We start from the raw sequence: 19433 nt of genomic DNA, 5'->3' as shown, positions 1-19433 counted from the left end.
ACACGGGGATTGGCATTTGCCGACGTATTCCCTATGTGGAACGCTGAATTGAATATTTCAGAGGACATTGGCGTGACTGCTACATTCGACAAAGTTGCCGACATCATCGCGGAAACCAGCGAGATCGACCGCGAGACGATCACGCCGGAGAGCCATACGATCGACGACCTCGGCATCGACAGCCTAGACTTCCTCGACATCGTCTTCGCGATCGACAAGGAATTCGGCATCAAGATTCCGCTCGAGCAGTGGACGCAGGAAGTCAACGACGGCAAGGTCTCGACGGAGGAATATTTCGTCCTCAAGAACCTCTGCGCCAAGATCGACGAGCTGAGGGCGGCGAAGGGCTGAGACGCCGTTCCCCACGCATGAATGCTGCTTGAATACTTCCAGATGATCGACCGGGTGGAGGGCGTGGACCTCCCCGCAAAGGTGTTGCGGGCACGGTCGGTCGTCCCGGCGAAGAGCCCCGTGTTCGAGGGCCATTTTCCCGGCATGCCGCTCGTTCCGGGCGTGCTGCTGATCGAGACGATGGCGCAGGCCTCGGGGTTCCTGGTGCTGGCGGCGACGAATTTCGCAGCCATGCCGTTCCTGATGTCCGTCGACGGCGCCAAGATGCGCAGCTTCGTCGGCCCCGACACCGTACTCGACATCGAAGCGTTTCTGGAGCATGAGGGGTCCGGCTATGCCGTCACCAAGGCGAAGATCACCGCGGACGGCAAGAAGGTCTGCGACGCTCAGTTGAAGCTTCGCACCATGCCGTTCAGTGAAGTGCCGCTTGCCGACATCGTGCGCAAGCGTGCGGAAGAAGTCGGGCTCATGGACGCGCTTCAAGCTGGCGCGTGAAACGCCAGGCAATGAGGACAGAATGAGCAAGTCTGACAATGATGTCGTGATCACCGGGGTCGGGATCGTCACCTGCTACGGCGTCGGCAAGGAGCCGCACGTGGCGCTGTTGTCGTCTGCCGAGGCTGAGCTTCCTCGGGTGGAGAGCGACCGTTTCAAGCCCTATCCGGTCCATCCGATGCCGGAGATCGACTGGTCGCAGCAGATCCCGAAGCGTGGCGACCAGCGCCAGATGGAGAACTGGCAGCGCCTCGGCGTGTTCGCCGCCGGTCTCGCGCTCGATGACGCCGGCCTGAAGACCGATGCCGAGGCCTGCGCCTCAATGGACATGATCGTCGCTGCCGGTGGTGGCGAGCGTGACATCAAGGTCGATTCGCTGATCGTCGACGAGGCGCTGAAGCGCAACGACCGGGAGACGCTGCTCAACGAAAAGCTGACGACGGAGCTGCGCCCGACGTTGTTTCTGGCGCAGCTGTCCAACCTGCTCGCGGGCAATATCTCCATCGTTCACAAGGTGACCGGCTCGTCGCGCACCTTCATGGGCGAGGAAGCGGCAGGCATTTCGGCGGTCGAGACAGCGTTTCACCGCATCAAGTCCGGTCAGTCCACCCACTCGCTGGTCGGCGGCGCCTTCGTGGCGGAGCGGGCCGACATCCTCCTGCTGGTCGAGGGCATTCGTGCCCATGCGACCGGTGACTGGCAGCCGCTCTGGCAGCGTTCCTCCGACAACGGCGGCGGCATGATGCTAGGGTCGGTCGGCGCCTTCCTGGTTCTGGAGTCGCGGGCTCATGCCGTGGCACGAGGCGCCCACATCTATGCGTCGATCGATGCGGTCGAAGGCGATCGCGGCAACCGTGACGACGGCAGGCTCGAACAGCGCCTTTCCCGGCTCTCGGGGCCGGCCATGGACGCAGAATCGTCGGAAATCCTCCTGTTTTCAGGGGCAAGCGGCATGGTCGAAACATCGCTGCGCGAGCGTCAGGTGCTGGCGGAACGGTTTCCCGGCGCGACGCTCCGCGGCTATGGCGGCATGACCGGGCATGGCATGGAGGCGCAGTTCCCGCTCGGACTGGCGCTGGCCGCCCTTGCCCTCGACGGCAATCTGCGCGTGCCGTCCTTTGATTCCAGCATTGAGCAGCCGATGCCGGCGCCCGCCCGACAGGCCGTGGTGACGACGGTCGGCTATACGCGCGGCGAGGGACTGGCAGTCCTCTCGGCCGGTGCGTAAGGAGACAGACATGAGCGACAACCGTTTCAAGGATCATCTCGGGCGGCCGATCATCGCCGTCACCGGCATGGGCGTGATCACGTCTCTCGGGCAGGGCCTTCAGGACAACTGGGCAGCTCTGACGTCGGGCACGTCCGGCATCCACAAGATCAGCCGCTTCCCGACGGAAGGCCTCTCGACCCGAATCAGCGGTACGGTGGATTTCATCGACGTTCCCGCCGACAATTCGGTCGAACGTTCCTATGCTTTTGCCCGCGAAACCACCGCCGAAGCATTGGCTCAGGCGGGTCTCTCCGGCGACTTCCAAGGCCCTCTTTTTCTCGCGGCGCCGCCGGTGGAGCCGGAATGGTCGGCCCGCTTTGCGCTTGCTGACCGCGCACCACCGTCGCAGGTCGACGGCGATGCCTATGATCGCTTCCTGGCCGCTATGCGCGACCGCCCCGATCCTGCCTTCCTCGAGGCTGTCCAATTCGGTTCGATTTCGGAACGGCTGTCGGACAAATTCGGTACCCGAGGATTGCCTGTGACGCTATCGACGGCATGTGCCTCGGGCGCGACGGCCATCCAGCTCGGCGTGGAGGCCATCCGACAGGGCCGCACCGACCGCTCCCTCGTGGTCGCGACGGATGGCTCCGTCAGCGCCGAGGCACTGATCCGTTTCTCGCTTCTCTCTGCGCTCTCGACCCAGAACGACCCGCCGGAGAAGGCGTCCAAGCCTTTCAGCAAGGAGCGCGACGGCTTTGTCATCGCCGAGGGCGCCGCGACCCTGGTGCTGGAATCACTGGAGGCGGCGATCGCCCGCGGCGCAAAGGTGCTGGGGATCATGAAGGGCTGCGGCGAGAAGGCAGACCACTTCCACCGCACGCGCTCCTCGCCGGATGGCGGTCCCGCGATCGCCACGATCCGGGCGGCACTCGAAGATGCCGGCATGGACGAAGGCGGCATCGGCTACATCAATGCCCATGGCACCTCGACGCCGGAAAACGACAAGATGGAATACGGCGCGATGCTCGCCGTCTTAGGTGACGGACTGAAGGATATCCCCGTGTCGTCGAACAAGTCGATGATCGGCCATACTCTGACGGCCGCCGGTGCGGTTGAAGCCGTCTTCTCGATACAGACGATGCTGACGGGTACGCTGCCGCCGACCATCAACTACATCAATCCGGACCCTACGATCGTCCTCGACGTGGTGCCGAACGAGAAGCGGGACCAGCAGGTCCAGGCGGTTCTTTCCAACTCCTTCGGCTTCGGCGGGCAGAATGCCAGCCTTGTCATGGCGCTGGAACCAGCCTAGAGACAGCCAACACAGAATTTTGGCCGATTGAACGTCCTCCGGGCGAAGGAAATCCATATGCGCGCTCTCCAGCTGATCGACGACCGCAAGCTCGAAACGGTCGACATTCCCGAACCGGAAGCTCCCGGTCCCGGAGAGGTCACGTTGAGGGTCAAGGCCGTGGCATTGAACCACATCGACGTCTGGGGCTGGCGCGGCATGGCATTTGCCAAGCGCAAAATGCCGCTGACGATCGGCGCGGAAGCCTCCGGCGTCGTCGAGGCGATCGGCCCCGGTGTCTCGAACGTCCTCCCGGGCCAACTGGTGGCGATCTACGGCGCGCGCACCTGCGGTCTCTGCAAGCCCTGCCGCGAGAAGCGCGACAATCTCTGCGAGAACGTCTCTGGCGTGCACGGCTTCCACCTCGACGGCTTTGCGCAGGAGAAGGTCAATCTGCCAGCCCGCCTGCTGGTTCCGGCTCCTCCGGGCGTCGATGCGATCGCTGCAGCACTGGCGCCGGTGACCTTCGGTACGGTCGAGCACATGCTGTTCGACAACGCCAAGCTTGAGCCCGGTGAAACGATCCTCGTGCATGCGGGCGGTTCGGGCATCGGCTCGGCAGCCATCCAGCTTGCCAAGAAGACCGGCTGCACCGTCATCACGACGGTCGGTTCCGACGACAAGATCGAGCGCGCCAAGGCACTCGGTGCCGATCACGTCATCAACTATCGCACTGACCGCTTCGAAGGCGTCGTGCGCAAGTTGACGAAGAAGAAGGGCGTCGATGTGGTCTTCGAGCATGTCGGTGCAGATACCTTCGCCGCCTCCATGTTCTGCCTGAAGCGTGGAGGCCGGCTGGTCACCTGTGGCTCGACCTCCGGCGTCTCCACCAGCGTGAACCTGATGATGCTCTTCCAGCAGCAGCTGAAGCTTTTTGGCTCCTTCGGCTGCCGGATGGAGAACATGGCGAATGCGATGCAGAAGATGGCCCGCGGTGTGGTTCATCCGGTCATCGACACTGAAGTGACGTTCGACGATATCGATCGGGCTCTGGAGCGGATGGAAACGCGACAGGTGTTCGGCAAGATCGTCCTGCGCATGGATTGATGACTTGAAAATGTTCGTGACGAGGATCGTGTTGGCCTTCCGGCGTTTCCAGCAATGGCTGGTGGCGCAGGCGGCCTTCGGCGTTCTCAACCTCCTCAAGCTGTTCCCGGCCGATCCGGCCATGAACTTTTCGGACCGGGCTGCCCGTTGGCTCGGGCCAAAGCTCGGCCGCCATCGACTGATGCTGACCAACCTGCGCAATGCCTATCCAGACAAGACCGGCTCCGAGATCGAAGAGATTGCGGTCAGGAGCTGGGGGCACATGGGTCGGCTGGCGGCTGAATATGTCTTTCTGGACCGGCTGTTCGACTTTGCCCCCGAGAATACAGAGCCCGGCCGGGTCGAGGTTTCCGGCGTTCCTGTGTTCATGGATCTCCTCGAAAGACCTCGACCCTTCATAGTGTTTACAGCCCATTCGGGGAGCTTTGAATTGCTTCCGGTGGCTGCCAAGAGCTTCGGCCTCGATGTGATGGTCCTGTTCCGGCCGCCCAACAACCCGTACATCGCCAAGAAGGTCTTTGACTTCCGAAGCTCGCGCATGGGCAAGCTCGTGCCGTCGCATGCCGGGTCGTCCTTTGCGCTGGCGCGCAGGCTCGAAGCTGGCGGTGGCGTCGGGGTACTGGTCGATCAAAAGTTCAAGAAGGGGCTGACGACCACGTTCTTCGGGCGTCCCGTCCGCACCAATCCCCTGCTTGCCAAGCTCGTGCGACAGTTCGATGCGGATGTGTATCCTGCCCGCTGCATCCGGCTTCCCAACAACCGCTTCCGTCTCGAGATAGAGCCGATGATCGACGTTCCGCGAGATGCCAAGGGGCATGTCGATGTCCAGGCGACCGCGCAGATGTTGAACGATAAGGTCGAGAGCTGGGTCCGGCAAAACCCTGAACAGTGGCTCTGGTATCACGACCGCTGGGAGATCAAGAAACAGTTGAAGGTATAGTCATTTTACTTTCTGCCGCATCTTGAACAACGCACGCGCAAGGTTAATCTGACACACTGTCGCTATTGCTTGGACTCACAAGAGGAAGGACGCGAGACTGCACGGGAAGGGGTTCTCTGCGGGCCTTGGGAAATCGAATGGAAGCACTGATCGATCTCTTCTGGTCAAAATACCGCGACCTGCGGTCCGCCGTGGATGAGGACGACCCCGAATCCGTGCTTTCGTTGGACAGGCAGCTCGATCCGCTGCTCGAGGCGATCTTCCAGCACGAGGGTGCGGATCCCACAAGTATCCAGGCACAGTTCCAGTTTGCTCTGGACCTCCTGAAGGAGGAGGCAGACGACAGCGGATGCGTGCATCGCAACGGCCATCTTCTCCAGACTCTCGTCGAGCGATACCTCGCCCCGCAGCTCGGCCGTGCGGCAACCGTGAGGGCGGCCGGAGAGACGGGCAACATAGCCGTTTTTGGAAGCGACCCTGGCGCCGTTCTGGATACGGGATTGTTCGACCAAATTCCGGAACGGATCATGGTCGTGGCACCGGGGTATCGGGTTTTCTATTCCAACGAAACCAACGCACTCAGGCTTGGGCAGACCAAGGAAAAGCTTCTCGGGCGCCATTTTGCGGATCTGGTGGGCGTCTACCACTTTCAGCGGGATTTGCGGGAGCCGATCGACCGCTGCCTGCTCGGCGAAAGCCTGTCGCTCACCTATGCAGAGCAGCGGGAGGAGGGGACTGTCGTCATTCGCTGCAGAATGTCCCCCTGTTTCTCCAATGCCGTAACCCAGGTCGGCGCTCTGGTGGTGATCCAGGAGATGGCGGATCGCCGTCGTCCCCGTCCGTCAAGCTGAACCTTGGGATCTCTGCGGTTCGGCACGGAAATTCTTCAGCAGATGCGACCGCTCGAAGGCAATGTGCCGGCGCATGCCTTCGAAGAAGCCGCGCAGCATGTAGCCGACGGCCTCCATGTTGACGGGTTCGCCGGAGCCTAGATTGTAAAGTGCCTCCGTGAGTTCCTCCGCATAGCCTTCGTCCTCGAGATGCTCGTATCTCAGCCGCGACAGCGTCTCATCGTCGGCGGATCCGTCCTGCCACTGCTTGATCCGGGGAAACACGATGGTCTCCTCGTAGTGGTGAAGGCTACGTATCATCGGCGCGAGCGCCTTGGCGGCATAAATGCACTTCTGCCGGTTGACGTTTGCCGGGAGTGAATCGGCGATTTCCTCCAACTCGTTGCAAAGTGCCAGCTGTTCGAGCTGAGCGTCCTGCAACCAGGCAAGCATCTCTGCGTCTCTTATCGTTCCTTCGCATTTTTGCGATCGATGACCGTCGTGCGCCTGTTTCATGCAGCATCTCCCAAAGCTCCGTCCCCATTCGTCCCATGCGTGCAGAATCGGAGATGAGATGGGTTCTCGCCTTGATCCAAATCAAGGCCGGGCAGCCGCTGCGGTGCCAATCCTCCCCCTGTCGCGGGATGCTGCCACGAGGGATTCGCCTCGTTTCTGAGCGGACGCGAATTGCAATCAGGCCGTTGGGGGATGTCCAACATGAACTACACGATCGAAACTGTGGCGCTGGCGGTGGGGGCGTTCCTTGCGCTGCTGGGCGTCGCCTTCGCACAGGACAGTCAATTTGCCGCCCACATGTGGGTGTTGTTCTTTGCGCTCTTTGCCGGTGCCGTCGTGCTGGTGCGGCGGGCGAGCTTTGCGCCTGCCGGTCCTTTCCAAAAAGCACTCCGACAATCGGAGTACTTCGATGAGGTCATCAAATACGGCGTCATCGCGACGATCTTCTGGGGGGTGGTGGGGTTCCTTGTGGGGGTCGTCGTCGCACTGCAGCTGGCCTTCCCCGACCTCAACATCGAGCCCTACCTCAACTTCGGCCGCACGCGCCCGCTTCACACTTCGGCGGTCATCTTCGCGTTCGGCGGCAATGCGCTGATCGCCACGTCGTTCTACGTCGTGCAGCGGACCTCGCGGGCAAGGCTCTTCGGCGGCAATCTCGGCTGGTTCGTGTTCTGGGGCTATCAGCTGTTCATCCTGATGGCGGCCACCGGCTATCTCCTGGGGATCACCCAGAGCCGCGAATACGCTGAGCCGGAATGGTATGTCGACATCTGGCTGACCATCGTCTGGGTCGCCTATCTCGTCGTCTTCCTCGGCACGATCCTGCGGCGCAAGGAACCCCACATCTATGTGGCCAACTGGTTCTATCTCGCCTTCATCGTGACCATCGCCATGCTGCACGTGGTCAACAACCTTGCCATTCCCGTCTCCTTTCTGGGAGTGAAGAGCTACTCGGCATTTTCGGGTGTCCAGGATGCGCTGACCCAGTGGTGGTACGGGCATAACGCGGTGGGCTTCTTCCTGACGGCCGGCTTCCTCGGCATGATGTACTACTTCATCCCGAAGCAGGTGAACCGCCCGGTCTATTCCTACCGGCTGTCGATCATCCACTTCTGGGCGCTGATCTTCATGTACATTTGGGCCGGACCTCATCACCTTCACTACACGGCGCTGCCGGACTGGGCGCAGACGCTCGGCATGGTCTTCTCGATCATGCTCTGGATGCCCTCCTGGGGCGGCATGATCAACGGCCTGATGACGCTGTCTGGCGCCTGGGACAAGATCCGCACCGACCCCATCGTTCGCATGATGGTCATTGCCGTTGCCTTCTACGGGATGGCGACCTTCGAAGGCCCGATGATGTCGGTGAAGGCGGTCAATTCGCTCAGCCACTATACGGACTGGACGATCGGTCACGTGCACTCCGGCGCACTCGGCTGGAACGGCATGATCACCTTCGGCGCCATCTACTTCCTCGTGCCGAAGCTCTGGAACCGCAAGCGCCTCTACAGCCTGCAACTCGTCAACTGGCACTTCTGGCTGGCAACCCTCGGTATCGTTGTCTACGCGGCCGTAATGTGGGTGGCCGGCGTGCAGCAGGGCCTGATGTGGCGCGAGTACGACGACCAGGGCTTCCTCGTCTACTCCTTCGCAGAATCGGTTGCGGCAATGTTCCCCTACTACGTGCTGCGCGCCGTCGGCGGCGGGATGTTCCTCCTGGGGGCACTGATCATGGCCTACAACGTGACAATGACAATCCTCGGCTATGAGCGGCGCGAAAACGTCCCGGGTGTCACACCCGCGGCGGCGCTGCAGCCGGCAGAATAGGGAGCAGAAATATGGCTCTTCTGGATAAACATAAGTTCATCGAACGCAATGCCACGCTGCTGCTGGTGGGGTCTCTGCTGGTGGTGGCGGTTGGCGGGATCGTCGAGATCGTGCCGCTCTTCTACCTTGAGAACACGATCGAGAAGGTCGAGGGAATGCGGCCCTATTCGCCGCTCGAACTCGCGGGCCGCAACATCTACATCCGCGAGGGTTGCTACGTCTGTCACAGCCAGATGATCCGGCCGTTTCGCGACGAGGTCGAGCGCTACGGACACTACAGCCTGGCGGCCGAATCCATGTACGACCACCCCTTTCAATGGGGGTCGAAGCGGACCGGACCGGACCTTGCTCGCGTCGGCGACCGTTACTCCAACGAGTGGCACGTGCAGCATCTGATCGAGCCGCGCTCGGTCGTGCCGGAATCGGTGATGCCAAGCTACTCCTTCCTGAAGGAGACGCCGCTGCAGGTCCGCAACGTCGGGATGGAGCTGGTCGCCAACCGCAGGGTGGGCGTTCCGTATAGTGACGAGATGGTGGAATTCGCTGCCGCTGATATCGCGGCGCAGGCGGATCCGAATGCCGACACCTCCGGCGTGACGGAGCGATATCCGAAGGCGAAGATCGGCGATTTCGACGGCGATCCGGCAGCTCTCACCGAAATGGACGCGCTCGTCGCCTACCTGCAGATGCTCGGCACGCTGGTCGATTTCTCGACCTATGACGATGCGTCCGGCTACCGCTGAGGAGAATGCAATGGAAGCCTATACCGCACTTCGCCATTTTGCCGACAGCTGGGCCTTGCTTGGCATGACCCTGTTCTTTCTCGGCGTCGTCCTGTTCACCCTGCGCCCTGGTTCGAAGTCTCATGCCAATGAGGCTGCCCAGATCCCTCTGAAGGAGGATTGAGAGATGGCGGACAAACATATCGATGAAATCAGCGGCGTCGAGACCACCGGTCATGAGTGGGACGGTATCCGCGAACTGAACAACCCGATGCCGCGCTGGTGGGTCTGGACCTTCTATGCCACGATCGTCTGGGCGATCGGCTACACGATCCTCTACCCGGCCTGGCCGATGGTGACGCAGGCGACCACGGGCGTGCTGAATTATTCCAGCCGTGCCGAGCTTGCCGGCGAACTGGATGGCGCCAGGATTGCCCAGGGCGAGATCCTCGAAAAGGTCTCCAAGGTTTCGCTCGAGGAGATCCTCGCCGATCCCCAGCTTGCGCAATACGCCACCGCCGGCGGCGCATCCGCCTTCCGGGTCAACTGTGTCCAGTGCCATGGCACCGGAGCTGCGGGCGGTCAGGGCTATCCCAACCTCAACGACGACGACTGGCTTTGGGGCGGCGACATCAACGCGATCTACCACACGATCGCACACGGCGTCCGTGACGGGGTAAACGAGGATACCCGCTTCTCCGAAATGCCCGCCTATGCCGACATTCTGCAGCCGGAGGAGGTTCGTCAGGTGGCCGCCTATGTCGTCAGCCTCAGCGGGACACCGCGGGACGCAGCCATGGTGGAACCCGGCATGCAGCTTTTTGCCGACAATTGCGCAGCCTGCCACGGGGAGAACGCGGAGGGCAACCGGGAGTTTGGCGCACCCAATCTTGCGGATGCGATCTGGCTGAAGGTCAACGGCGAGGCGGAAATCGCCCGTCAGGTTCAGGCGCCTCGCCATGGCATGATGCCGGCCTGGAGCGGCCGGCTGAGCAATGAGACAGTGAAGCAGCTGGCCGTCTATGTGCACTCGCTGGGCGGCGGGGAATAAAGCTCTCCTAAATTCGAACAGCACCAGGCCGCCCATTCGGTGCGGCCTGGTGCAGATGCATTTCAGTCGCGCGTCCAGATCGCCTTGTCGATCTTCCCGGCAAGCTCCGGATAATCGGCGACCTCGAAAATTGGCTCCTTGCCGGCTTTGCGCTGTCTGAAGTAGTCGGTCGTCAGTTTTGCCACCGTGCCCGACAGCAGCACGATCGCGATCAGGTTGATGGTCGCCATCAGGCCCATGGAGGCGTCGGCTGCATTGAAGACTGTTGCCACGGATTCATAAGCGCCCCAGACCACCATCAACAGAACCGCGCTGCGCAGGATGAACAGTCCGATGCCCGATGCCGCGCCGAGGAAGGTCATCGCGTTCTCGGCATAGGAGTAGTTGCCGATGATCGAGGTGAAGGCGAAGAAGAAGATCGCCGTCGCGATGAAATAGGATCCGAAGATTCCGAGGTGTTCCTGAAGCGCTGCCTGCGTCAGTTGTGCCCCGGTCACACCGCTTCCTGGAACAAGCGCGCTGGAGAGAAGGATCATCAGCGCCGTTGCCGTGCAGACGACGATGGTGTCGATGAAGACACCCAGCGCCTGCACGAAGCCCTGGGATGATGGATGGTGCGGCTCCGGCGTGGCAACGGCAGCGATATTGGGTGCGGAGCCCATGCCTGCTTCGTTGGAGAACAGGCCGCGCTTCACGCCGTTCATCATGGCCGCCATGACGCCGCCGGTGACGCCTCCGGCTGCCTCCTGCAGTCCGAACGCGCCGGCAAAGATGCTGCCGAAGACGCCCGGGATCTCCGTCCAGTTGATGACCAGCACGTAGAGGGTCGTCAGCAGATAGGCGCCGGCCATGAGCGGAACCACCAGTTCCGCCACCCGCGCGATCTGACGGATGCCGCCGAAGATCACGACGGCTGCGAGGATGGCGACAAAGATGCCGATACCCAATTTGGGGAGGCCGAAGGCGCCTTCCATGGCATCGGCAATGGAGTTTGCCTGCACCGCGTTGAAGACCAGTCCGAAGGAGAGAATCAGGCAAACCGAGAAGGCAGCTCCCGCCCACGGGGCACGCAGGCCTCTCGCGATGTAGAAGGCAGGCCCGCCGCGATACCGGCCTTCCGCGTTCTTGACCTTGTAGAGCTGCGCCAGGGCACTCTCGGAATAGGCCGTCGCCATGCCGACCAGCGCCACCATCCACATCCAGAAGATGGCCCCGGGACCGCCGAGGTAGAGTGCGACGGCAACGCCGGCGATATTGCCGGTGCCAACGCGGGAGGCGAGGCTGACGGTGAGGGCCTGGATAGGGCTGATGCCCGCGTCGTCCTCGGAGGTGCCGCCTTTCAGAACCCTGAACATCTCGCCGAACTGGAGGAATTGGATGAGCCGCAGCCGGACCGTGAAATAGATGCCGACGGCGAGCAATCCGTAGACGAGCACGTATTCCCAGAGGATCAGGTTCAGAAAATCGATGATCGCAGACATTTGGCCCTCCCGCACGCGGCTTTGACACCCTCATGGTAGGGCGGCAGCTGTAATTGGGAAGGTGGAGACAGATCGCCGGCAGCGGTGCCGCCTGCCAGGATCGTGGCTCGGAGATGCGACAATGAGCGCGGCCGGACCCCCATGCTTCTTGATTTAAGTCAAGGAGACCTGCGGCGGCGCATGGGAGAACGCAGACACAGAAGTGGATCTGCGCCCATGAATCTCTACACCGCAAACGGCATGGAAAACGCCAGCAACGACGCTCGCAAGTCTGGACCGAGTGAGCCTGGAACGCCGCCCGAACGCCTGTACGAGGCGCGCAAGAAGATCTTCCCGAAGCGGGCCGAAGGTCGGTTCCGCCGCTTCAAGTGGCTGGTGATGCTGATCACCCTCGGCATCTACTACATCACACCCTGGATACGCTGGGATCGCGGCCCCTATGCGCCGGACCAGGCCGTGCTCCTCGATCTTGCAAATCGCCGCTTCTACTTCTTCTTCATCGAAATCTGGCCGCAGGAGTTCTTCTACGTGGCCGGCCTTCTGGTGATGGCGGGTTTTGGTCTCTTCCTGGTGACTTCGGCTGTCGGGCGCGCCTGGTGCGGCTACGCCTGTCCCCAGACGGTGTGGGTCGACCTGTTCCTGGTCGTCGAACGCTGGATGGAAGGTGACCGCAATGCGCGCATGAAGCTCGATGCCGGGCCCTGGAGCCTGGAGAAGATCAGGAAGCGGGTCGTCAAGCATGGCATCTGGCTGCTGATCGCGGTTGCGACCGGCGGTGCATGGATCTTCTACTTTGCCGACGCCCCGACGCTCGCCTATGACTTTGCAACCGGCAATGCCGCCTTCGTGGCCTATTCCACGGTCGCAGTGCTCACGGCCACGACCTATGTCTTCGGCGGGCTGATGCGCGAACAGGTCTGCATCTACATGTGCCCGTGGCCGCGCATCCAGGCGGCCATGCTGGACGACAACTCGCTCGTCGTCACCTACAACGACTGGCGCGGCGAGCCGAGGTCGAAACATGCCAAGAAGGCGGCCGCCGCCGGTCAGCCGGTGGGCGATTGCGTCGACTGTAACGCCTGCGTCGCCGTCTGTCCGATGGGCATCGATATCCGCGACGGACAGCAGCTCGCCTGCATTACCTGCGCGCTGTGCATCGATGCCTGCGACGCGGTGATGGACAAGATCGGCAAGCCGCGGGGCCTGATCGATTATGCGACGCTCAATGAATACGACGCCAACATGGCGCTTGCCACCGACAACGGCACGACGTCCATCAATCCGGCCCGGGTGCGCGACGCCGATGGCGCCTTCACCGACAAGGTCCGCCACTTCAACTGGCGCATCATCCTGCGGCCGCGCACCCTGCTTTACCTGGCCGTCTGGAGCGCCGTCGGCATCGGGCTCCTCGTTGCGCTGCTCAGCCGCGACCGGCTGGAGGTCAACGTCATCCATGACCGCAATCCGCAATATGTGCTGGAATCGGACGGCTCGATCCGCAACGGCTATACGATCCGGCTTCTGAACATGATCCCTGAACCGCGGACGATCCTGCTTTCGCTGGAGGGGCTGCCGGGGGCGTCGATGAAGATCAACGGACTTTCCAGCGACGACGACCGGACCTTTGCCGTGTCGGTCGATCCTGACAAGGCGACAGCGCTGAAGGTGTTCGTCACCCTGCCGGCGGCTGCCATCGACCAGACCGACGCGCGCTTCAGCTTTATCGCCCAGGACCGCTCCAGCCACGAGCGCGACGCCTACAGCGCCACCTTCAATGCCCCGGAGCCAAGGAAATGAGATCCATGCGAACGAAACCCTTCGTCTTTACCGGCTGGCACATGATGGTGGTGATGACGATGTTCTTCGGGACCATCATATCCGTCAACTTCTACATGGCCTGGCAGGCGACCCACACCTGGAGCGGTCTGGTCGTCCCGAACACCTACATCGCCAGCCAGCAGTTCAACGGCAAGGTTGCCGAGGCAAAGGCATTGGCAGCGAGCGGCGTGCTCGGCAACCTCACGATCGCCGACGGCGAGATCCGCTACCAGATCAGCCATACGCGCGGTGACCCGGTGGCCGCCGACACGCTGACGCTGCACTTCCGGCGGCCGGTCGGGGAGCACCAGGATTTTGAAGTCGCGCTGGAGCCCCGGGGGAGCGGACTGTTTTCGATCCCGCGCGACGTGCTGCCCGGCACCTGGATCGTCGAAGCAGACGCCAGCGATGCCGGCGAACGCATACTGCATCATACCAAAAGGGTCGTCGTTGCCGGAGCCGCACGATGACCACCTGCTGTGCCCCCGGCACCGAAGGTGCGATGGAGCTTGAGCGGCTGAGCCACGCCCTGCCGTCTTCGGAGGAACTGCTGCTCTCCAGCCGGGTAATCGAGCCGGGGCTGCGCCAGACCGATCTCAGCGTCCCCGGCGTCCATTGCGGCGCCTGTATCTCGGCAATCGAGAAGGCGCTGACGGCACTGCCGGAGGTCGAGCGGGCAAGGGTGAACCTGTCCACCAAGCGCGTCTCCATCGTCTGGAAGGAGATTTCCGACGGTCAACCGACCAACCCTGTCCGTCTCGTGCAGACTATCGTCGATGCCACGGGCTATGATGCCCACCTGTTCACGAGTGCCCAAGAGGCTGGAGACAGGCAGCAGCGCGACCTGATCCGGGCCGTCGCCGTCTCCGGTTTCGCTGCCGCCAACATCATGCTGCTCTCCGTCTCGGTATGGTCGGGGGCCGAGGCCTCGACCCGCGACCTCTTCCACTGGGTTTCCGCCATGATCGCCGCGCCCGCGCTGGTCTACGCTGGTCGGTTCTTCTACCAATCCGCCTGGGTCGCCATCCGTCATGGCCGCACCAACATGGATGTGCCGATCGCTCTCGCGATCACGCTCTCCTACGCCGTCTCCCTCTGGGAAACGATGCACCACGGCGAGCACGTCTGGTTCGACGCCACCGTCTCGCTTCTGTTCTTCCTCCTGATCGGGCGCACGCTCGACCACATCATGCGCGATCGGGCGCGTGCCGCGATCAGCGGTCTTGCGCGGCTGTCACCACGCGGTGCCATGGTGATGACGGCGGACGGCGGACGGGATTACCGCCCGGTTGAGGAGATCCGACCCGGCGACAGATTGATGATTGCTGCCGGCGAACGTGTACCCGTCGACGGTCTGGTGGAAAGCGGCAGGAGCGATTTCGACCTCTCGATCGTCAACGGCGAGAGCGCACCCACGGCCATCGGCCCGGGAGACTCCGTCCAAGGCGGCACGCTGAACCTCACCGGCCCGCTCATTGTGAAGGCTACGGCTGCAGCCAGGGACTCGTTCCTGGCGGAGGTCATTGCATTGATGGAGGCTGCCGAAGGCGGGCGGGCTCGCTACCGGCGCATCGCCGACCGCGCCGCCCGGCTTTATTCGCCGGTCGTCCATCTTCTTGCGCTTTTTGCCTTCCTGGGATGGGGGATTTTCGGCGGCGACTGGAAGCAGGCGATGCTGATCGCCATCGCCGTCCTGATCATCACCTGCCCCTGTGCGCTCGGTCTGGCGGTGCCGGTGGTGCAGGTCGTGGCGGCAGGACGGCTGTTCAAGCACGGCATCATGGTCAAGGACGGATCGGCCATGGAGCGGCTGGCAGAGGTCGATACCGCGCTCTTCGACAAGACCGGGACGCTGACGCTTGGCCGGCCGCGGCTGATCAACGTCCGGGAGATCAACATCCGGCATCTGTCGCTTGCGGGCGGGCTTGCCATGCATTCGCGCCACCCGTTGTCACATGCGCTCTACAGAAGCGCGGGAAACGCTCTGTCGCAGTTCGACGATATCCAGGAGTTGCCGGGGCAGGGGCTTCAGGCACAGACGGAGGAGGGCCTCTATAGGCTCGGCAACCGCCGCTTTGCCACCGGTACCGCAGCCGGTGCGGGCACGACATCGGAAGTGGTGCTGTCGCTCGACGGTTCCGAGCTCGCCTGCTTCCGCTTCGAAGACATGGTGCGGCCAGACGTGTCCGCAGCGATCAGGGCACTGGATCATGCAGGCATTCGCACCGGCATTCTTTCCGGTGACCGCGCACCGGTCGTGGAGGCGCTTGCGAGCCGCCTTGGTGTCGCCTTCTGGAAGAGCGATCTTGCGCCGCGCGACAAGGTCGATGCCGTCGCCAACTTCAGCGCGCAGGGCGCGCGGGTGCTGATGGTGGGCGACGGGATCAACGACGCACCTGCGCTTGCGGCAGCCTATGTCTCGATCGCACCGGCAACCGCTGCGGACGTCGGGCGCCAGGCTGCGGATTTCGTCTTCATGCACGACAGTCTCTCGGCGGTGCCGCTTGCGATCGACGTATCGCGGCAGGCGGGGCGGCTTATTCGTCAGAATTTTGCGCTTGCCATCGGTTACAACGTCATCGCCGTGCCGATCGCGCTGGCGGGCTATGCGACGCCCCTGATCGCCGCCGTCGCCATGTCGACATCGTCGATCATCGTCGTTGCCAATGCCTTGCGGCTTAATCGCGTTTCCCGTTCAGCTGCGTTCGTTTCGAAGGTCGTGAACTCCGGTCCCGTGCCGGCGGAGGCACATCCCGCATGAACATGCTCGTCTATCTTATCCCGATCGCCCTTTTTCTCGGCGTGCTCGGCCTCTTCGCTTTTCTCTGGTCCCTGAAGAGTGGCCAGTACGACGACCTCGACGGCGCCGCATGGCGGGCGATCGAGGAGGACGACGATCATCCTGCTGTCTGACAACTGGTGGCTTTTGCATGTTTCAGCCTTGCCGTTTGACGTTCGCGGTGCCAAAACAGCGGCCGGAATTCAAATGGAGACAGAAGCGTGGAACAGGCAGAAATTGGCCTCATCGGGCTCGGCGTCATGGGCTCGAACCTCTCGCTCAACATAGCCGAAAAAGGCAACCGCATCGCGGTCTTCAACCGCAGCCCGGAGGCAACGCGCAAATTCTACGCCGAAGCCGGCGATCTGCAGGGCCAGATCATCCCGTGCGAGACGCTGGAAGAATTCGTGGCGTCGATCCGTCCACCGCGGCCGATCATCATCATGATCAAGGCCGGCGATCCGGTCGATCAGCAGATGGAAGCGCTGAAGCCCTATCTGTCGGCCGGCGACATCATGATCGACGCCGGCAACGCCAATTTCCGCGATACCATGCGCCGCTTCGATACCCTGAAGGACAGCGGGCTGACCTTCATCGGCATGGGCGTCTCCGGCGGTGAAGAGGGTGCCCGTCACGGCCCCTCGATCATGGTCGGTGGCAAGGAAGAGAGCTGGAAGCGCGTCGACAAGGTGCTGACCTCGATCTCCGCCAAATTCAACGACGAGCCTTGCGTTGCCTGGCTTGGCGAAAACGGCGCGGGCCACTTCGTCAAGACAATCCACAACGGCATCGAATACGCCGACATGCAGATGATTGCCGAAATCTACGGCATCCTGCGCGACGGCCTCGGCATGAGCGCGACCGAGATCGGCGAGGTCTTCGGCAAGTGGAACACCGGCCGTCTCAACTCCTACCTGATCGAGATCTCGGAACAGGTGCTGAAGGCGACCGATCCGGTTTCGGGCAAGCCGATCGTCGACATGATCGTCGATCGCGCCGGTCAGAAGGGCACAGGCAAGTGGTCCGTCATCGAAGCCCAAAACATGGGCGTCGCGGCAACCGCCATCGAGGCGGCTGTGGCCGGACGGATCCTGTCGTCGCAGAAGAAGGAACGCGAAGCGGCCGAAGGTATCCTCGGACTGCCGACGCTGGCCGAGACAACGAAGGACCGGGCGGCATTCCTCGCCGATCTCGAGAATGCGCTGCTTGCCGCCAAGATCGGCGCCTACGCACAAGGCTTCGCGGTCATGTCCGCAGCCTCCACCGAGTTCGGCTGGAACCTGCCGATGCCGACGATTGCCCGCATCTGGCGCGCCGGCTGCATCATCCGCTCGGCCTTTCTCGACGAGATCACCTCGGCCTTCACCAAGGATCCGGATGTCGCAAACCTGATCGTCACGCCGGCCTTCTCGCAGATGGTCAAGGCGACCGACGGCGCGCTTCGCCGGGTTGTTTCCTATGCGGCACTGTCCGGCCTGCCGGCTCCGGCGCTGTCGTCGGCGCTCGCCTACTTCGACGCCTACCGCCGCGGCCGCGGCACCGCCAACCTGATCCAGGCGCAGCGCGACTTCTTCGGTGCCCATGGCTTCGAGCGCATCGATGGCCTCGACCGGCCGCATGGCCCCTGGGGCAGCGGCCTCAACCAGGGCTGAGCCGGAACGACAACGAAAACCCGCCCTTGTGGCGGGTTTTTCATGTCTTGCTAAAACATTGGAGGCGGCGTCAGCCGTTCGGACCCATCGGCGACCAGGCCGGCTTGCTGATGCTTTGCAGGAGGTCCGGTGCGACGCCGTCGATCCGGGCAATCACTGCCTTGGCAAGCTCGCGCCCGGCGTGCCGCACGTCCTCGTTGACCGTATAGATCTCCGGACGGATCCAGTTCAAAAACTCCGCCGATTGCTTCGACACAAGATCTGCGTCGCGCCCAAGCACCTTTCCGGCGGCTTCGATGCCAGCCACCAGGGCAATCGTCGAACTGCCGCTCAGGGAGATGATGCCGTCTGGCGCATGGGCGGAGCGCATCATCGCCTCGGCATGGGCGCGGATGTCTCCAAGAGAGGTCTCGGTCGTGACCCTTCCCATGGCGACCTCCGTCAGTCCATAGTCGCTCAGGGCGCGCTCGAAGCCGTTGCGACTGTGCAGGAAGAAGGAGAGGGCGTTCGGCGGCGGCAGAAGCGCTATGCGTTCGCGACCCTTGCCGGCGAGCTTCGCCACGGCCTGATAGGCGAAGGCCTCATTGTCATAGTCGTGATAGGGGTGGGAGATGCCCATGTCGCTGCGACCGTGCGCGGCGAACGGCATGTTGCGCTCTGTCATCAGGCGGATGCGTGGATCATCGGGCGCAATGCGGGAGATGATGACACCGTCGGCGGAGCCGGTGTCGAGGATGTACTTCACCGGCACCATCGGGTCCTTCTGGTGCGAATGCGGCGTCAGCACGAGGTGGTACTGCGTGCCGGCCAGCACTTCCGATATGCCGAACACCAGCTGACTGGTGAAGCCCATCAGTTCTTCCTCGATGCTGAGCACGAGGGCAATGACATTGGTCTTGCCGGTTCTGAGGCGCACACCGGCGCGGTTCGGCTGGTAGCCGAGCTGGTTGGCGATGAGGCGGACACGCTCCTTGGTGTCAGCGCCGATATCCGGCGCATCCTTCAGCGCCCGCGACACGGTGGTGATCCCGAGCCCGGTCATGTAGGCGATCGTCTTGAGTGTCGGACGCTCCTGCGCCGATCTTGGCGCACCTCCAGTCCTCTTCGTCGTACCGTCGTCCATTGCCTGTCACCACCGTCCGAGTAAGCCGTGGATCAATAGAGATTTGTCCAGCACTTGAATACACCTTGCATTCACCGGTCGATCGGCGCCGCAAGGGGGCTAAACTGTAACGATGCAGTAGAAATGTCGAGCGAATTCTCCAGCTGCTCCGCGCCAGCATTCTTCCTGGGTTGCACAACGCAGGCGCAGCATCTTTTTTGCCTTTGCGAGATGGAAGGATATCAACAATAGCGGAAA

The 19433-nt window shown here is 62.5% G+C and carries 19 protein-coding genes; 16 read left to right on the top strand and 3 right to left on the bottom strand.

Annotated features, from left to right (window positions below; genetic code table 11):
• Nucleotides 1-72: 72 nt before the first annotated feature.
• The 7 genes from M1E10_RS17990 (at nucleotide 73) to M1E10_RS17960 (ending at nucleotide 6248) form a co-directional block, all read left to right on the top strand.
• Nucleotides 73-351 (top strand): acyl carrier protein, encoded by a 279-nt coding sequence (locus M1E10_RS17990; protein WP_029618059.1) that lies wholly within the window; start codon nucleotides 73-75, stop codon nucleotides 349-351.
• Nucleotides 352-372: 21 nt separating this feature from the next.
• Nucleotides 373-846 (top strand): 3-hydroxyacyl-ACP dehydratase FabZ family protein, encoded by a 474-nt coding sequence (locus tag M1E10_RS17985; RefSeq protein ID WP_499174172.1) that lies wholly within the window; start codon nucleotides 373-375, stop codon nucleotides 844-846.
• A 22-nt stretch (nucleotides 847-868) separates the two neighbouring features.
• Nucleotides 869-2074, top strand: a complete 1206-nt coding sequence (locus tag M1E10_RS17980; RefSeq protein ID WP_499174171.1) for a beta-ketoacyl-ACP synthase II — start codon at nucleotides 869-871, stop codon at nucleotides 2072-2074.
• Between the two features lie 10 nt (nucleotides 2075-2084).
• Nucleotides 2085-3371, top strand: coding sequence for a beta-ketoacyl-ACP synthase II (locus M1E10_RS17975; RefSeq protein ID WP_499174170.1), 1287 nt, complete (start codon nucleotides 2085-2087; stop codon nucleotides 3369-3371).
• Between the two features lie 57 nt (nucleotides 3372-3428).
• Nucleotides 3429-4457: a zinc-binding dehydrogenase gene (locus M1E10_RS17970; RefSeq protein ID WP_499174169.1), complete on the top strand. Its 1029-nt coding sequence runs from the start codon at nucleotides 3429-3431 to the stop codon at nucleotides 4455-4457.
• Nucleotides 4458-4461: 4 nt separating this feature from the next.
• Complete coding sequence (locus tag M1E10_RS17965) at nucleotides 4462-5397, top strand: lipid A biosynthesis lauroyl acyltransferase (RefSeq protein ID WP_499174168.1); 936 nt, start codon at nucleotides 4462-4464, stop codon at nucleotides 5395-5397.
• Between the two features lie 137 nt (nucleotides 5398-5534).
• A complete protein-coding gene (locus M1E10_RS17960; RefSeq protein ID WP_499174167.1) occupies nucleotides 5535-6248 on the top strand; it encodes a nitrogen regulation protein NR(II) in 714 nt (237 codons plus the stop codon).
• On the opposite strand, the gene M1E10_RS17955 is transcribed toward M1E10_RS17960, so the two are convergent.
• Nucleotides 6240-6680, bottom strand: a complete 441-nt coding sequence (locus M1E10_RS17955) for a hemerythrin domain-containing protein (RefSeq protein WP_499174166.1) — start codon at nucleotides 6678-6680, stop codon at nucleotides 6240-6242. The two genes, M1E10_RS17960 and M1E10_RS17955, sit on opposite strands and share 9 nt — an antisense overlap.
• A gap of 264 nt (nucleotides 6681-6944) precedes the next feature.
• On the opposite strand from M1E10_RS17955, the gene ccoN reads away from it, so the two are divergent.
• The 4 genes from ccoN to ccoP are packed head-to-tail and all read left to right on the top strand — an operon-like array spanning nucleotide 6945 to nucleotide 10343.
• Nucleotides 6945-8570: a cbb3-type cytochrome c oxidase subunit I gene (ccoN, locus tag M1E10_RS17950; protein WP_499174165.1), complete on the top strand. Its 1626-nt coding sequence runs from the start codon at nucleotides 6945-6947 to the stop codon at nucleotides 8568-8570.
• Between the two features lie 11 nt (nucleotides 8571-8581).
• Nucleotides 8582-9313 carry a cbb3-type cytochrome c oxidase subunit II gene (ccoO, locus tag M1E10_RS17945; RefSeq protein ID WP_499174164.1) on the top strand — a complete coding sequence of 244 codons (732 nt, stop codon included), beginning with the start codon at nucleotides 8582-8584 and terminating at the stop codon, nucleotides 9311-9313.
• A 10-nt stretch (nucleotides 9314-9323) separates the two neighbouring features.
• Complete coding sequence (locus M1E10_RS17940) at nucleotides 9324-9476, top strand: CcoQ/FixQ family Cbb3-type cytochrome c oxidase assembly chaperone (RefSeq protein ID WP_029618069.1); 153 nt, start codon at nucleotides 9324-9326, stop codon at nucleotides 9474-9476.
• A 3-nt stretch (nucleotides 9477-9479) separates the two neighbouring features.
• Complete coding sequence (gene ccoP, locus M1E10_RS17935) at nucleotides 9480-10343, top strand: cytochrome c family protein (RefSeq protein ID WP_499174163.1); 864 nt, start codon at nucleotides 9480-9482, stop codon at nucleotides 10341-10343.
• Nucleotides 10344-10405: 62 nt separating this feature from the next.
• Here the strand turns inward: ccoP and M1E10_RS17930 are convergent, their stop codons facing one another.
• Nucleotides 10406-11824 (bottom strand): alanine/glycine:cation symporter family protein, encoded by a 1419-nt coding sequence (locus M1E10_RS17930; RefSeq protein WP_499174162.1) that lies wholly within the window; start codon nucleotides 11822-11824, stop codon nucleotides 10406-10408.
• A 216-nt stretch (nucleotides 11825-12040) separates the two neighbouring features.
• Here M1E10_RS17930 and ccoG point away from each other — a divergent pair, with 216 nt between their 5' ends.
• From ccoG to gnd, 5 genes are all read left to right on the top strand, one after another.
• On the top strand, nucleotides 12041-13621 hold the full coding sequence (gene ccoG, locus M1E10_RS17925; protein ID WP_499174161.1) for an RdxA/RdxB/FixG family protein: 1581 nt from the start codon (nucleotides 12041-12043) through the stop codon (nucleotides 13619-13621).
• On the top strand, nucleotides 13618-14112 hold the full coding sequence (locus M1E10_RS17920) for a FixH family protein (protein WP_499174160.1): 495 nt from the start codon (nucleotides 13618-13620) through the stop codon (nucleotides 14110-14112). Before ccoG ends, M1E10_RS17920 begins: the two co-directional genes overlap by 4 nt.
• Nucleotides 14109-16403, top strand: coding sequence for a cation-translocating P-type ATPase (locus M1E10_RS17915; protein ID WP_499174159.1), 2295 nt, complete (start codon nucleotides 14109-14111; stop codon nucleotides 16401-16403). Before M1E10_RS17920 ends, M1E10_RS17915 begins: the two co-directional genes overlap by 4 nt.
• Entirely contained in the window at nucleotides 16400-16555 is a 156-nt protein-coding gene (gene ccoS / locus M1E10_RS17910; protein WP_499174158.1) for a cbb3-type cytochrome oxidase assembly protein CcoS, read from the top strand. The genes M1E10_RS17915 and ccoS overlap by 4 nt, the downstream gene beginning before the upstream one ends.
• Nucleotides 16556-16642: 87 nt before the next feature.
• Nucleotides 16643-18073 carry an NADP(+)-dependent, decarboxylating phosphogluconate dehydrogenase gene (gene gnd, locus M1E10_RS17905; RefSeq protein ID WP_499174157.1) on the top strand — a complete coding sequence of 477 codons (1431 nt, stop codon included), beginning with the start codon at nucleotides 16643-16645 and terminating at the stop codon, nucleotides 18071-18073.
• 70 nt (nucleotides 18074-18143) lie between these two features.
• Here gnd and M1E10_RS17900 read toward each other — a convergent pair whose 3' ends face one another.
• A complete protein-coding gene (locus M1E10_RS17900; protein WP_499174156.1) occupies nucleotides 18144-19196 on the bottom strand; it encodes a LacI family transcriptional regulator in 1053 nt (350 codons plus the stop codon).
• Nucleotides 19197-19433: the final 237 nt, after the last annotated feature.

The organism is Rhizobium sp. PK7-22, assembly GCF_056530405.1.
The sequence above is the reverse complement of the archived record's forward strand: the minus strand, read 5'-3'. Positions and strand labels throughout refer to the sequence as shown.